Here is a 15,853-nt window from a genome sequence, read left to right on the forward strand (position 1 = left end):
AACTATGCACATTGTATCCCTTCACTATCCCGATGACTTACTCATTACCTCCGGCAAATCACCCCAAGCATTAGAAGCAGAACTTACATTTTACTCGCAGTCAAACTATTCGAGCTACGCCGACTATCTCTTGGTAAAGCCGCCGCCTTTTGCAGTATGAAAAAACCCCAATTCATGTAGGAACTAGGACGTTTGCAAATCCCAGTTATCAACCTAGATAATGACCAAATCGCTGATGAATTGCGTGATGATTAACTCTGTCATTGTTGCCGATAGCAGCCCCCTCATTTCCTTGTCAATTATCTGCCCTTAAATCCCCTCTCGAAGAGCGCGGAGGGGAGACAAAGCGTAGCTTTGGCGGGGTGGGGTTCTTGAAGTTTAATAAGTAATCAAGCGGACATGATATAACGCATTCCCCACCGTCATTACGAATTACGAATTTACCCAAAACGTCCACTGATATAATCCTCAGCTTCTTTGGTTTGAGGAGAACTGAACATTTGCGCCGTAGGATTAAACTCAACTAATTTTCCGCGACGCTTGCCATATTCGTCAATTTCTGTATTGAAGAAAGCCGTGAAATCTGCCACTCTCGAAGCTTGCTGCATATTGTGTGTCACCATAATGATGGTATATTGCTCCTTGAGTTCTAAGCAGAGTTCTTCGACTTGGCGGCTAGAAATTGGGTCGAGAGCAGAACATGGTTCATCCATCAATAATACATCTGGCTTCATGGCGATCGCACGGGCAATGCAAAGCCGTTGCTGTTGTCCGCCAGATAATGCAGTTCCCTTTTCTTTGAGTTTATCCTTGACTTCATCCCAAATAGCAGCGCGTCTGAGGGAATCTTCCACCAATTCATCAATGTTACCTTTATAACCGTTAGCACGCGGCCCAAAGGAAATATTTTCGTATATTGACTTGGGGAAAGGATTCGGTCTTTGAAAAACCATTCCGACTTGGCGGCGTAATTTTACAGAATTTACCTTAGGATCGTAAATATTGCGATCGCGATAATTCAGTCTACCCTCAACCTTAGCTCCAGGGATTAAATCATTCATCCGATTGAAGCAACGCAGTAAGGTACTTTTACCACATCCTGAAGGTCCAATAAAAGCAATAATTTGCTTATCAGGAATCTTTAGATAAACATCTAAAAGTGCCAGAAATCCTCCATAAAAAACCTTTACACCTTCAACATTAAATACACCCTTATCTTGGTCGATTGTGGCACTATCTGATTGACTTTTACTATTGCTATAAGTCATTTAGCTATTCTCCTAATATTCGTGAATGTATCGCAATTAGATATTTAATTACCTAACTTATTGAAAAGCGTTGTCGAATATAAATTGCTACACCATTTAAGACTAAAATCAAGAGTAACAATGCAATAATTGTCGCTGCTACTGCACTAGCAAAACCCGGTTCAGGACGAGTGATGTAACTGTAAATTTGAATGGGTAATGCCATAAATCTCTGAAACAAACCAGGGTTAAAGGTGAGAAAACCCACAGCACCTACAACAATTAGAGAAGCTGCATCACCAATAGCGCGGGATACAGAGATAATCACCCCTGTCAAAATACCGGGAATAGCATAGGGTAAAACATGATTGCTGATAGTTCGCCATTTGGTAACACCTAATCCATAGGAAGCATTTCTCAGGGAATCTGGGACAGCGCGAATTGCTTCTCTAGCTGTCACAATAATTACTGGTAAAGACAACAAAGATAAAGTTAATGCACCGGAAATCAAAGCGGGGCCAAACCCAAGCAAATAATTGAAAACCCCTAAACCCAGCAATCCATAAACAATAGAAGGCACACCCGCCAAATTACTGATATTAATCTCAATAATCGCTGTCCACCAAGCTTTAGGTGCATACTCTTCTAGATATAAAGCTGCTCCAACACCAATAGGGACAGTCACAAAAATCACAACAATTCCTAAAAGAACGCTGCTGATAATCGCAGGACGAATACCACCTTGGTCAGGAAAACGAGAAGGAGTTTCCGTGAGAAAGCCAGGTGATAAAAATCTGCCTAATCCGTCTCGAAAAATATCAAAAAGTAGCAACGCTAGGACAAATAAACCAATCAGCAATCCTAACAAAAAAAGTACTTCAAATACTTTCCCTAATGTCTCCCTACTCTCAACATTATCGGTAAATTCTGCCGCCGAATCTAGAGAATCATCTTGTTGATAACTTGTAGCCATATCATCTATTTAGTCGTATTTTTCTTTAAAGCGATTAGCAATCCAGTAACTAACAATATTCAAAGCAAGGGTAAGTAGAAACAGAACAGCGCCTACAGCATATAATGTCTTGAAATTGAGACTACCACGTGGACTATCTCCACCAGAAATTTGCGCCATGTAAGCTGTCATGGTTTCTACTGATTCCATAAAATTAACAGTTAATCTTGGTTGTTGTCCGGCAGCGATGAGGACAGTCATTGTTTCACCCACAGCGCGAGAAATACCCAAAATAATCGAGGCGATGATTCCAGAAAGTGCGGCTGGTAGAACTACTTTAAAAATGGTTTCCAGTTTAGTGATACCTAAAGCATAAGCTCCTTCTCGCAAAGAACGGGGAACTGCTTTAATAGCATCTAAGCTGATAGAACCAACAGTAGGTGTAATCATTACCCCCATCATTAACCCCGCACTCAAAGCGTTAAATATTTCCAGAGGGATCAAATTCCGCAGCAATGGTGTAAGGAACAACAGCGCAAAGTAACCATATACTACCGTTGGTATTCCTGCCAAAAGTTCCACTGCTGGACGTAAAACTGCTGCTACTTTGGGTTGAGCATATTCACTCAAATAAATAGCAGAAGATAAACCCAAAGGAATAGCAACTGCCATCGCAATAGCTGTAGTCAAGAAAGTGCCATTAATCAACGGCCAAACTCCAAAATGCTTATTTGCAAATAGAGGTGTCCATTTACTATCAAGAAAGAATTGGGCAAAAGAAACTTCTTGGAAAAAACTGAATGTCTCTTGAAAGATAATTACGACAATCCCAAAGGTAGTCAAAACTGAAACTAAAGCACAAGCAAATAAAATTGCCGCAACAATCTTTTCTGAGATATCTTCAGATGCATTTTTATCCAGTGACTGTCTGGATAGTAGATAAGGATCATCTTGATAATTAGTATTCTGCATAAACAGTTAATTTTTGACTACAATCAGACTACAATGACTCGGACTTTATTTAAATAAAGTTTGTGATTGGTTCACCCGGTTTGGCTTTTTTAAACTTTGTCCCAGTTTCACCAGTAGCAAATTTTTGTTTTACCTTAATATAAGCTTCATCAGGTAGTGCCACATAACCAACACTATCTACCCACTTCCAAGAATTTTCTAGATAAAAATCTACAAATTCTTTTACTGCTGGCTTAGTATCTAAGGATTTTTTACTGACATAGATGAACAGAGGACGAGACAAAGGTGTATAGATATTTTTAATCACATTATCTACTGGAACTGGTTTTTCGCACTTTCCTGTAGGACTTTCTACAGCAACTAGATTCAGTTTTTCTTGATTTTGAATATAGTAAGATATCCCTACATAACCCAAAGCTGTTGCATCACCTGAGACTCCTTGTACGAGAAGGTTTTGATTCTGAGTGGCAGTGTAGTCTGTACGGCCATTCTTGGCTTTGCCCGTCACAGCTTGAGTCATATAATCGAATGTTCCCGTATCCGAAGATGGAGCATACAACTTCAGCTTTTCATTAGGGAATTTTGGATTAACTTGATTCCATGTCAATACTTTACCGTCTGATTTGCCGCCCCAAATCTTGCCCAGTTCCTTAATAGTTAGACATTTGGCGAAGTTATTTTGACGGTTAGCAATCACAGCGATGCCATCTAAAGCTACAGGCAACTCGACAAATTTAATATTCTTACTTTTACATTTTTTGATTTCTTCATCTCGAATGGTACGAGAAGCACCAGCAATATCAATATCACCATTACAAAATTTACTGAAACCACCACCAGTACCACTTGAGGCAACGCTTACTTTAGCTTCCGGTTTGACTTTACCGTATTCTTCTGCAACTGCTAAAGAAATAGGGAAACCTACAGCTGCACCATCAATACTCACCTGACTTTTCTTTTCTTCATTACTGCTACAAGCAGTGATGCTGCTGGCAATAAAGATTAAAAATGTGAGGATAAAGCTATGCTTAAATTTGCTACGAAAGCTCATAAATTATCAATTAAGTAAAGTGACTGAAGAATTCCTTATGCTTGGTTATCTGCTAGTAGATAATCTTGCAAGAAAAATATAGATATCATGCTTTATTCGCAGCTTGAATTTTATCAAAAATTGCCCCATCTCCAAAAAACTTTTTCTGGATAATATCCCAGCCACCTAAATCTTGAGATGTGAATAAAGTTTTAATTGGCGGATGTTGTGATGCTACTTCTTGGCTGACAGTGGGGTTAACAGGACGATATTGTAATTTTGCAAATTCCCGTTGAGCTTCTGTGGAGTAAAGAAAATCAACAAATGCTTGTGCAATTTCTCTTGTACCGTGTTTATCAACGTTTTTATCAACTACGGCTACAGGATTATCAATGGAAATATTGACTTGGGGTACAACATAAGGTAGTTTAGTCCCATTTTTACCTGCTAAAATTACCTCATTCTCGTAGTTTATTAAGACATCACCCTGATTTTGTTGGAAAAATAAATTGCTAGCTTCACGAGCATCTTTCGTTAGAATCGGAGTATTTTTATAAACTTTGGTGACATAATCTAATGCTGTGGCTTCGTTACCTCCGGTTAAACTCACAGAACCCCAAAAAGCCAAGAATTCCCAGATAGCAATACCAGAAGTTTTTGGGTTAGCCGCAATCACTTTCACGCCATCTTTTGCCAAGTCTGCCCAAGTATTGATGCCTTTGGGATTGCCTTCGCGGGTGACGATCGCAGCAACCGATCTGCTAACAATACCACTTCTCGGTGATTTTATTTCCCAACCTGATTTAATTAAACCTGCAAGAGCAATTTTGTTGACATCCAGGGGAAGTGCCAAATGTACTATATCTGCTTCTTGCGAACCTGCAATCACAGCAGCAGCTTGAGCGCCAGAACCCCCATAACTTTGCTCAAATGTGACGTTTTGGTTATGTTCTTGCTTCCACTTTTGCACAAATTTGGGGATTATCTGGTCATGAGCCGCTTTGGTGACAGAGAAAGAAACGAGTTTTAGTTTAACATCATTTTTGCTAGCTGAACTGCTTCCAGAGCAGGAGGCAACTGCTACACTCAAAAAAGCACCTATAAGAAACAGACTCACAAAGCTTTGCACAGTGCGTCCATTCAACCAACTTCTAATTGTATGTTGATACGAAAGTTGTATGGTCTGCAAAGCTTTCACAGCATAAACTTGCATTCCTTCAATTAGAAATTTACCCAATTGCGTCGGTTGTTGCGACTTGCTCATCAGAATTTACCCCTAAATCTACGGTATTTCTAGATTGATACCGTAATTAAAAAGATTATAGGGTATATAGAATAATATTTATCATCTGGCTTCAATTTTTTTTACTTAGTCAGCAATTGATCATCGAAAGTTGCAAATAAATCTGAATTTATCAACGCATTGGAAAAATATGACTTGTTTTTACTGTGAAGCGAAAAAATTCGATAATATTCATACATAATATTTGCCAAAAAATATGTGATAATTAATACCAAATAGTCAACTTAACGTTACCAGACTTCCAATCTGAAGGGCATTTTGCACATTTGGGATACGATCGGTGCGATCGCATCCTGGCTATATCATCCAAAACTTTGAACAATATACATATCATCGCTACCCACTGCTACAGCAATTACCCCCTTGCGTAACCAACTTAGATTTCACAAACTCATTCAAGAATGTGGTAATCTATTTATTTCTCAAAGCAGAGGGATGTATGACTCTATGGCTGGACAACCCACCGTACATATATAAATTTGAGCCAAATAAATTTCATTCTGAGCTAACAATGTTAAAACAAAAGATTATCAAATATACTTCTAAATTACCTTTTAATTCCCCTTGGTTTATTATCATTATTTTTTCTGTTCTTGGTTTAATAGGTATTCTTAACCATTCGATGTGGCGAGATGAACTAAATCCCTGGCTGATTGTCAGAGATAGTGAATCTTTGGGCGATTTAATTGCAAATATTCATTACGAAGGTCATCCTGTTCTCTGGTATTTTTCTTTGGCAATTCTGAGAAAAATAGTTGATAATCCGATGATTATGCAAATTTTTCATTGGGCAATTACAGTTGTTTCAGTTGCTATCTTTTGCCTATATAGCCCTTTTAATTCTCAACAAAAATTCCTGTTTTCCTTTGGTTTCTTTCCTTTTTATGAATATCTTTTAATCTCTCGAAATTATGCCTTTAGTATGTTGTTCATTTTTGCATTCTGTACAGTTTTTTCATCGAGAAAAATAACTTATGTTTATTTGGCAATTTTATTGGGTTTACTAGCAAATAGTAGTGCTTATGCTTTATTTGTATCATTTTCTTTATCATTGACTTTGCTAGCTGAATTTTGTTTTGATAGCGAACATCGCCAGCAGTATTTTAGTCAAAGCCAAAAATACGATTTATTTTTAAGTATTCTATTTATCACACTTTCTTTTATTTTATCCATTTATATTCTTACTCCTCCGACAGATAGTTATCTTTATGGTGGGTTAAATAATGGTTGGCTGATGCAATTAGATATCCGTCATTTGTTGAGAAGCATAGGTAGAATATTTGGTAGTTATTTCTTAATTATTCCTGCACACAAAAAATGGCTGGATTTAATTGTTTGTGCGGTAATTGCTCTATTCATTGTAATTTTAACCTTGATTAAATTATCTAAAAAGCCAGTTGCTCTCTTTTTCTACATTGTAGGTAATTGTGTAATATTTACCTTTACATACTTTAGATTTATCGGTATGCCTCGGCATTTTGGACATTTCTATTTAGTTCTGATAGCAGCTTTATGGCTGGGAAGTTATTATCAAGAGTCTCCAGTTTTACTCAACAAGTTTTCTATTCGTCTAAATTCAATTATATTTGTGAACAAATGGCATAATATCGCTTTGATGCTAATTCTTTATGTCCAGTTTGGAGGAGGTATTTATAGTTTTTCAAGAGATTTAGTTGTACCATTTTCAGCCAGTCGGGAAACAGCTCAATATATTCAAAAAGCTGGGTTAGCTAATGAGTTTATTGTTGCCAGTCGAGATGCAAATATGGCTCCTTTATCAGGTTATCTAAATCGAAAGTTTTACTATCCTGAGCTTCAAAAAATGGGAAGCTTTACCCTATTTAAAAAAGGTCGTCAAGATGTCGAACAACCTGAGATATTAAACCAAATTAATTCTCTATTCAAAAATCAAGATAAGCAAAAGAAAATGTTGCTGATTTTAAATAAAAAACTGAATGTTAACCGCAATGATTTGAAGATTATTCCGATCAAAGATTTTCAGAGAGCCTGGGTGGATAGTGAACGATATTATCTTTATTGGGTAGATGAAGCTTAACAATTAAAAATTCATGAAATAGCTCTCTGCATCTTTGCGTCCTGTTAATTTAATCGGGGGATCTCACTTTCGTACAAAGCCTAAACCTCACCCCAGCCCTCTCCTTAGTAAGGAGAGGGAGCAGGAATCTTGTTTAATCCCCCTGTGGATTCTCATCCCACAAAGTTGTCAGTTCCCGTAAACTTTGATGATTGCCATTGCCCAAAATCAGATGATCTAGTACCGGAATGCCCAAAAGCTGCGCCCCTGCTAATAACTGACGCGTCAATTCTATATCTTCCTGGCTGGGTTCAAGGTTCCCAGAAGGATGGTTGTGGGCAACTATTACCCGCGTTGCACCTTGACGAATAACTTCTCGAAAGATATCACGGGGAGAAGCTAAGGTTTCGGTTGCAGTACCAATGGTGATTACTTGCGTACCTAATAAGCGATTCTTAACATCCAATAGCACCACTGCAAAACGTTCTTGTGTCTGCCACATCAAATCTTGACTGAGGGTAGCAGCAGCAGCAAGTGGGCTATCAATTAATGTGCCGTCATTAGGACGAGATTGAAAGGCGCGTTTGCCCAATTCAATTGCTGCTAAGATACTTGTCGCCTTCGCCGGGCCAACACCAGAAATTTGCATCAATTGAGCAGGGGTAACTTCTCGCATAACTGCCAAAGGATCACGTTGGTGTTTGCCTAATTCGCTCAAAATATATTGTCCCAAACCTACAGCAGAGAGTTTCCCTGGTCCTTGTCCAGTGCCTAAAAGAATTGCAATTAACTCTGCTGTGGCTAAAATTTTGGCACCATGCGTCATTAGCCGTTCACGCGGACGCTCATTTGTAGGTAAGTCGGCAATTCTCAGGCAATAGGTCATAGAAAACTAAGAAAATCGTCACTAAAGATGTAACTATCCTTAGTTATCCCTTGTTTGCTCTCAAAATCATCTTTATTTGAGAAAATCTTTAATTTTGGTAAGTTTTCTCTCTTTCTGTATATTCCTCACTTAGGATGTCTCTCAAGTTACTATTAAGATTCTCAACGGATAGCAAAAGGTCAACCGATGCCAGGTGTAAGAGAGGTTACAATGACTGCTGATGATAGAGCCTATGAGTTAGACATCCTGAAAAAAGTAATCAACACTTATTTAGATAAAATTGTACCAGTTACAGAAGAGGGTTTAAATTCCCTAGTGTCCAAACACGATGAGACTGTCTGGAAGATAGCTACAAAAATTTATAGCGAGAGCGGACACAAGGTTGAATTTTCTCTAGTGCGTGATATTGTTAACTCCTATATCGAAGTCGGGAAAATGCACGTAGCGACTGAGAAGGCAGCTGCCTACAAGCGCTTACAGCACCAAAAAATTGAGGAAGCTCGACGAGTGGCACAAGAAGCTCAACAAGCGACAGAGGCAGAGAATCGCAGGCAAAATCGATTGACTGAGTTAGCTAAAAAGTTTGATGGGTCCGGTAGAGACAAGAGTATCTCCGATCTTTTTGTTAAAGTTCTAGATATAGTCAGTGAACAGTTGAGCGTTGAGTTGGATAAAGTACATTTGACTAGTCACATCTGTAAGGATTTAGGGGCGGATGAGCTTGATACCGTTGAGCTTGCAATGGCACTTGAAGAGGCGTTTGATTTTAATATTGAAATACCTGAGGACATATTAGGGTCAGTTAAAAAATGGCCGCCGTCATATAGCAATGATTATTTCGGTGATTCAGATCCTGTAGCTTGCACTGTTGGAGAACTATTAGACCACATTCACAAGCAAATCTCTACCTGAAGTTTGAGTAAGCAAAGTGCGATCGCCTAATTCTCACGCCAAAGTTCAACTAAGCTGCAATTGATGCTAGCTTTAATAAAAGAATTTTATATGAGAGCAGCATACCATGTCATCCGCAGCGATCGCTACTGTATCGAAGATGATGGAATCTTTATCTGTTGAGGCACAGGATCGAGTTGCAGAGCATCTTCGAGAATACATTAATGACTTGCAAGATGAAATTCAGTGGAACGAATCCTTCCAGAGAACGCAACAAAACTTGTAGCTGCTGTACAGCGTGCTAAACAAGAAATCGCTGAGGGACAAGCTAAGTCGTCTTTGAATTGATGGAAATACACTACTCCTATTTCCTACTCCCCACTCCCTATGCCAGTAGATTGATAAATTTGGGTTGCTTTGAGCATGTGGTAGGTAATGATTAGCTGGGTGAGAGCAAGAGGGTAACTTTGCAATGTCTCCCCAGTTGTACCAGCAATTTTACCCAGTTCTGGATTACTTTCGCGATCGCAAATATTTCGTAAATGAGGCATATCGGAACAAATAATATGCTCTAGCTGATTCACCTGTTCTAAGGTGGCATGACCATCAACTTCTAAGACATCTACGGGCTTACTCATATCTCTGTCTAGCCCCAAGCGGATCGCTGAAGAGGAATTACCATAGCCAGAGTTGATAATCTGGGTAAAATCTGGGTGGGGAATTGTCGGACGTAGTACCAGGCGCACATTCAGGTGTCCATTGGTTTCACCATCATCCTCAGTGGGTGGGTAGAAACTAATGACGATATCAGACCATTGCCGTTGCGGACGAATAAATTGTGCTGAGTCTGGTTCGCGCTTTTCTAGTTCCGCTAACACTTGTTTAGGACTGTAGCCCCGCTTTTGGGTATCCCGATTGACTTTCCACTTAGCGCGTAGTGTTTCCGGGGGTGCAAGGTAAACTTTAACATCGTAAGAGTCACGGGCTGCACGGGTAGAATAACCGAGTAATCCCTCAATAATCACGAATTTATTCGGCTTGATATACTGCGGTGCCTCGAATGTGCCGGTTTTATGGCTGTAAACTGGCTTCAGAATTGGCTGTCCTGTGCGTAGCAACGACAGGTGTTGCTGCATTATATCTAAGTAGTTGCAGTCCGGGTGAAGGGCAGTGATGCCAATTTCTGCACGTTGTTGGCGATCGTAACGGTGATAATCATCTGTACAAATGATCGTGACATTTTCTAGGCCAAGTACCTGAGCGATTCCTCGCGTTAGTGTTGTTTTCCCAGCAGCGCTGTCGCCGACAATACCAAGAATTATTGGACGGCTCATCATACCTCCTAGAATAAAAACAAGTTTATTAATAAAATTCCCTACGATAGTTTTAATTCTAGAAGGGTTTAGGCGAGTAACTCAAACAAAGACTTGGTATGCAATATCTCTACACACATACAATGTTTGGGCGATCGCTTTTGGCACAATCATTAGTCTTGCGATCGCTTTAAGTCAGGTTGAAGTACCAAACCTGACCTAACATTTCTTTCACTGAGCGGCATTGAAATTAAACTAGAGCATACACTTTAGCTTCCCACGGGAAGATACCTTCTCTACCTACCCATTCAGATGGAACTATCCGCTCTTGAGTAATTTCCTTCCACTGCTTGCCAACTGGGGTTGCAGGCCAATTCGGGACTCTGTACTCAGAACCAACAGGAGTGCCGTAGTCAGAGAAATTCGCCACTACAACTACTAATTGATCGGCTTTATTACCACGCTGCCAGACTAGAACTCGTTTACCATCATTAAAGTCAACATGAAGAAATTGAGTATCATTCACAGCTAAAGCTTCAGAAGTTTTACGTAAGCGAATCAACCTCGCAACGTATTGGAAAATTCGTTGCCGCCAATCATCATTCACACGGCTGTAGTTAACTGGGTCAATCTGCTTATACTCATCTGTTGGAACCAAATCCTGCTGATCGGCAAATTCGTCTCCGGCAAGGATCATGGGAATTCCTACAGAGGTAAGCAGACAGACAAATGCCAACTTAATGCGCGGTTCAGTATGATCAATTCCATTACTAGCAAGGTAGCTGAAGAAACGCTCGTTACCATAACCGCCAACATCATGGGAAGTTATATAGTTTACCGCCTGAGAACCATCTGTAAAGCCTAAGTTTCGGCAATCAATTAGTTTGCGGATACTCCACTCAAAGCTGGGTTCGTCCCAGGCATTCTTACCTAAAATCACCTGTCGGATGATTTGCTTGAACTTTTCATTCCAAAGTCCATCCAGACGATTTTGTTGGATGAGAGATAGGGGTACACTCAACTCTTCGCCAACTACGAGGAAGCGATCGCCGCTTCCACCTCTTTTGTCCCAAAGAGTGCGGGCAAAATCTTTGAATTCCTGCAAAAAGTCGTAGTTGGCAATATTGTTCACGCTATCCAACCGCAGACCATCAACCCGATAGTATTCCAACCAGTGGGCAATATGGGCTTTTAAGTATTCACGCGCTGGGACAAGCCATGACTTTTGCCCAGTAATCGGGTTATAGCCCTCTACCCAATAGTTGTACTTAAATAAATCGCCACCAAAGCCATCTCTTGACCCAAGTTCTGGATCACCACTAGCCCATTTGATGTAAAATTCCAAAAAATTAACGTTATGGTAAGGATTATTCCGCGAGAATGCCATCACCAGATCCACAAAAAAGCGCAACCCTTGCTGATGGCAAACTTTGATCAGATTAGCTAAATCAGTCGAAGCAGTAGGTGCTGACTGGTTATCTGGACGTCCTAAGTCAAAATCTGCTGCAAAATAATTTGCTGTACCATAGCCCCACTTGAGATCATCATCACTGTCTTCTGGTGGCAAAAGTTCTAGGGCGTTGATTCCCAGTTCCACAAGATGAGCGCGGTCATTCAAGGCGCTGACTATGGGAAAATTCGGAGCGATCGCTTCTGGTATTAATAGTGCCAGTACGTCACGAAATGTGCCGTTTCCTTCTTCAATCAATCCGTTTGCGTTAATCTTTGTCCAACGGGTTGGTAATTCGTAAATTACCAGTTGATTATTGGTTGGCAGCGTCTCTAAAGGAGCATCGCCTTCCCAATTTACAGTTTGCCCTTGGGGATCACAGGGAATCAGCGTTCCATTTTGATAAAGTACGACGCTTGCTGGATATGACCTAGTAACACCTCCCGGTTCTGATGGCTTTGGTGCAGGTAAGCGTCGATCCACAGTCGTCGCTGTTGGATCTGTGCAGTAGAGAATTTGGTTAGCATTGGCAGAGTCGTAAGGGTCTGAGTTGTGGACTTTAAACCAGTAAAAATAGACCTGTCCTTCAGTCAGACTAGATTCTTCAGCCGAAACTTCCCACAATTCTGGAAATTCTGTTGATTGACGAAGCGGAATTTCTTTGAATTGAGCTAATCTGTCTGGGCTTTCGGTAGCAGTATTGCCAATATAGAGAGTGGGAGCTAGTTCTGAAGCACTGGGACGCCACAAAACAAAATGAGTTTTTTTGCGGTTCAATAGATCGATAGGCATGACAAAAACCTCTGGGTGATCAAAGTTCAATTATGAATTTCTTACACAACAGCCGAGTGTTATTCCAGACGATAGCTTGAATTTATTTAAACTCTCAATATTATGCAGAGGATTAAGTATTTTGCTGGTAAATTTAGTAAATTAACTGTATATATCAAGCAATACCTTCGCCAAAAATAGAGGTAGTCTAGCTTTTGCCGAAATAGTCCAATACAAGAGCGTGCAATACTCTTAGGCAAAACATAAAACCCCAGTCCAGACCGAAATAACAGTATAAATTCCTTCCCACTCAAGTGGGCTTTTTATGTAGAAATATTTAGATTAAATGGCTTAAATTTAGTATTGTCGTAAGCTATGTATGTAATTTTCCTTAGGGTTTGCCAAATCAAGGTCTGAAGATTGGTATCAATAGTTTGTTAGTTTTCATGCTTAGTAGCATAGACGGGCTAAAAATCCAAATATGAGATTTGTGATCTTCAGCGTGTCTTATCTCAATCTTGAATAAGGCTGAAAAACATAATGCGAAGACTTAAACTTCTGAGTGTCTTGGTGATAGTGGGTTTATCACTTAGCCTTTCAGTATTAATTTCTTTTGTTTTCCCACACAAAGTTTTTGGTCAGTTTCGTACCAACATTCCCGACGATGCCACGTTAATTGCACAGCGACAAGCTGAAGTTAGGTCGGGCTTTGTGGTTGCGCCTCCGAATCAACCCCTTCGTCCAGCAGAGCGTCTCCGTCGCGATACCTTTGGCGACGTGGGACTTGCTCCCCTGAGAACGGCGGCTCAGTTAGATCGATTGCTCTATCCTTCTGTTTCGCAATCAGCTCGCCAGAAAGTGGTAGAAGGGTCGTGGTTTTTTACCACCCCAGAAACCGTTACCGAAGGTGCAGGGGCGATGGCTAACCAAACCCGATGCGCGGGCTGTCACTTAAATAACCTTGAGTCGGTTCCCGATGTGGGGCTGCTTACGGGTATCTCTAACGTCAGTCGAGCTGGACGCTCAACCCCCACCAACTTCAGTTTTACGTCGGGTGATACCAAAAATGGTGGTAGACCTGCTGGTGTTCGCTTAGATCCAGTCGATCCAAACGGTTATGTTAACTTGAATATCGTTAGTAAGTCCGACCCAGCCTTAAATGCGGTCAACAATACCGGGCGAACCGCAGCCTTTACGATCTTCGGGGACTTTTCACCGTCGGCTGAAGCAGCCGATCCGACCAAATCTTATGATCAGCTAGATGGTTCTAAAAACCGAGTCACAGGTAATGCACAGAATTTTGGTGGTTTTGTGCAGCATACACGCCCCCCGATTGCTGAACTTAAAGCTTTCGACCCGAGTATAGATTGCAAACCAGATGCGATCCCAAGCATCGCCCAAGATCGAAACCTCGGCACGATTGATCCAACTACGGGCTTGAGTTCAAGTGGATTTCGACGTGGTGTCGGTGAACGCGCTGGCCCGCCCTATATCGGTCGTGGGCTGATAGAGGCTGTTCCAAACCAGGATATTACAAATGCTCCTGATCCTTCTGACATTAGAGGCGGCAAATCGTCTTTGAAAACTGCTGTATTCCAGTGCAACGGTGATTGTGTCACAGGTAAGGTCAATATGATTCCTGCCAATGCGCCACCTGACCGACCCAACGCCCTGGCCTCTGGGGTAGGGCGTTTTGGCTTACGTGCCAATGGCGCAGAGATGCTACAGTTTATCATTGGGGGCTTGCAAGGTGAGCTTGGCATTACGAGCTTGGCTAACAATAATGAGATCAATATTGCTGATCCCAAAATTGCTCCCTACAATAAGAACTGCAAAAATCCAATAGCCGACCCTGAGTTTCACCTCAGCACCCCATTTAGTGAGCGCAATTTCTTGCGCCTGACGGCTCCCCCAGAATTTGGCCCCAATCTCTTGGCCGTGCTAAATTCCAAAAATCCCTCTCAACCTCGTTCTGACTCCAGTCGTGCAGCCAGCGTTCAACGAGGAGCGCAGCTTTTTGGTATTGATCTCACTGCCTTTGCCAACCGGATGATCCCCGGTCGTATACCTAGCGGAGGCGATGGTCGTGATCCCAATGCCATTAACCAGAGCGATCGCATGGTCAGTTGTGTGAGCTGCCATACTCCAGTTCAAAGAACTGGTCGATCCCCTGCTGTTGGTGATCCATCCTGGGGTACTGATGTAGCATCGGTTGTAGACATTCTCAGTTACCGTTGGGCACCAATTTTCTCGGATCTGATTCTGCATAAAGGCCCCACCATTGATGCTGAACGGTTTGCACCAACTCCGCGTGATCCAATCCTTGTGAGCCGATCCCAGGTTGTTCGTAGTAACCGATTGAACTTCAAGACGTATGATCTACCCCGTAACCTCACTGATGATATCTTCTCAAACCAGAAAGCAACTGCTAAGGGTGAAGAGTTCCGTACACCGCCTCTGATGGGGATTGGTAAGGTTGGCCCTCCATTTTTGCATGATGGTAGCGTCTATTTGAGTACCCTCACCCGTGACACAACGCCCGCAGGTAGTGTGTTTACCAATAGCGAAGTGACCAATGCACCGTTGGTTGTTCGTTCGGTAGACGATGCACTTCGGGCAGCGATTGAGCTACATGACCTACCTGCACCCGATGACTATAAGACCTCTAAGCTGCCGGGTGGAGGATGCCCTGTTCCTCCGGGTGGCAAAGTTTTTAATAAAATCGGCAATGTTATCAACTATGGCTCATCGCCTGATGATGTAATTTGCCCGCCTTATACCAGTGCTATTTCAAAAACTCATCGAAGTGAAGCACGCGAAGTTATCGGTCGTTTCCGTTATCTGACACCTTCTGATCAACAAGCGATAATTGATTTCTTGAAGGAACTGTAGTGGCTCTCTAATATCGATTGTTTGTGAATTTCACTACGGGGACGTTCTTAAGAACGTCCCTTATTTACAGAATTAATTACACAAAAACTGGGCTGAAATTCTTGCCTGGTA

The 15,853-nt window shown here is 41.3% G+C and carries 11 protein-coding genes and 2 pseudogenes; 5 read left to right on the forward strand and 8 right to left on the reverse strand.

Features of this window, described 5'->3' with window-relative positions:
* Nucleotides 1–87: 87 nt before the first annotated feature.
* Nucleotides 88–180, forward strand: a complete 93-nt coding sequence (locus V7K31_RS15315) for a UPF0175 family protein (protein WP_335095202.1) — start codon at nt 88–90, stop codon at nt 178–180.
* A 260-nt stretch (nt 181–440) separates the two neighbouring features.
* Here V7K31_RS15315 and pstB read toward each other — a convergent pair whose 3' ends face one another.
* The 5 genes from pstB to V7K31_RS15340 form a co-directional block, all read right to left on the reverse strand.
* The gene (gene pstB, locus V7K31_RS15320; protein WP_335095147.1) at nt 441–1,268 is read right to left on the reverse strand and encodes a phosphate ABC transporter ATP-binding protein PstB; all 828 of its coding nucleotides are present in this window, start codon (nt 1,266–1,268) and stop codon (nt 441–443) included.
* Nucleotides 1,269–1,320: 52 nt separating this feature from the next.
* On the reverse strand, nt 1,321–2,220 hold the full coding sequence (pstA, locus tag V7K31_RS15325) for a phosphate ABC transporter permease PstA (protein WP_335095148.1): 900 nt from the start codon (nt 2,218–2,220) through the stop codon (nt 1,321–1,323).
* Between the two features lie 9 nt (nt 2,221–2,229).
* Nucleotides 2,230–3,171: a phosphate ABC transporter permease subunit PstC gene (pstC, locus tag V7K31_RS15330; RefSeq protein ID WP_335095149.1), complete on the reverse strand. Its 942-nt coding sequence runs from the start codon at nt 3,169–3,171 to the stop codon at nt 2,230–2,232.
* A 49-nt stretch (nt 3,172–3,220) separates the two neighbouring features.
* Nucleotides 3,221–4,222: a PstS family phosphate ABC transporter substrate-binding protein gene (locus tag V7K31_RS15335; RefSeq protein ID WP_335095150.1), complete on the reverse strand. Its 1,002-nt coding sequence runs from the start codon at nt 4,220–4,222 to the stop codon at nt 3,221–3,223.
* Between the two features lie 85 nt (nt 4,223–4,307).
* Nucleotides 4,308–5,465, reverse strand: a complete 1,158-nt coding sequence (locus tag V7K31_RS15340; protein ID WP_335095151.1) for a sulfate ABC transporter substrate-binding protein — start codon at nt 5,463–5,465, stop codon at nt 4,308–4,310.
* Nucleotides 5,466–5,943: 478 nt separating this feature from the next.
* On the opposite strand from V7K31_RS15340, the gene V7K31_RS15345 reads away from it, so the two are divergent.
* The gene (locus tag V7K31_RS15345; RefSeq protein WP_335095152.1) at nt 5,944–7,560 is read left to right on the forward strand and encodes a hypothetical protein; all 1,617 of its coding nucleotides are present in this window, start codon (nt 5,944–5,946) and stop codon (nt 7,558–7,560) included.
* 133 nt (nt 7,561–7,693) lie between these two features.
* On the opposite strand, the gene radC is transcribed toward V7K31_RS15345, so the two are convergent.
* Nucleotides 7,694–8,425 (reverse strand): RadC family protein, encoded by a 732-nt coding sequence (radC, locus tag V7K31_RS15350; RefSeq protein WP_335095153.1) that lies wholly within the window; start codon nt 8,423–8,425, stop codon nt 7,694–7,696.
* Between the two features lie 561 nt (nt 8,426–8,986).
* On the opposite strand from radC, the pseudogene V7K31_RS15355 reads away from it, so the two are divergent.
* Both V7K31_RS15355 and V7K31_RS15360 read left to right on the forward strand, forming a co-directional pair.
* Nucleotides 8,987–9,214 (forward strand): annotated as a pseudogene (locus V7K31_RS15355) (phosphopantetheine-binding protein); the annotation flags it as partial.
* 229 nt (nt 9,215–9,443) lie between these two features.
* Nucleotides 9,444–9,664: pseudogene (locus tag V7K31_RS15360) on the forward strand (hypothetical protein).
* 23 nt (nt 9,665–9,687) lie between these two features.
* Here V7K31_RS15360 and V7K31_RS15365 read toward each other — a convergent pair.
* Nucleotides 9,688–10,650, reverse strand: a complete 963-nt coding sequence (locus V7K31_RS15365) for a phosphoribulokinase (protein WP_335095203.1) — start codon at nt 10,648–10,650, stop codon at nt 9,688–9,690.
* A gap of 229 nt (nt 10,651–10,879) precedes the next feature.
* Complete coding sequence (locus V7K31_RS15370; protein WP_335095154.1) at nt 10,880–12,871, reverse strand: alpha-amylase family glycosyl hydrolase; 1,992 nt, start codon at nt 12,869–12,871, stop codon at nt 10,880–10,882.
* Nucleotides 12,872–13,390: 519 nt separating this feature from the next.
* On the opposite strand from V7K31_RS15370, the gene V7K31_RS15375 reads away from it, so the two are divergent.
* A complete protein-coding gene (locus V7K31_RS15375) occupies nt 13,391–15,742 on the forward strand; it encodes a di-heme oxidoredictase family protein (protein ID WP_335095155.1) in 2,352 nt (783 codons plus the stop codon).
* Nucleotides 15,743–15,853: the final 111 nt, after the last annotated feature.

The sequence above is a fragment of the Nostoc sp. genome (genome assembly GCF_036917675.1).
GTDB lineage: Bacteria > Cyanobacteriota > Cyanobacteriia > Cyanobacteriales > Nostocaceae > Nostoc.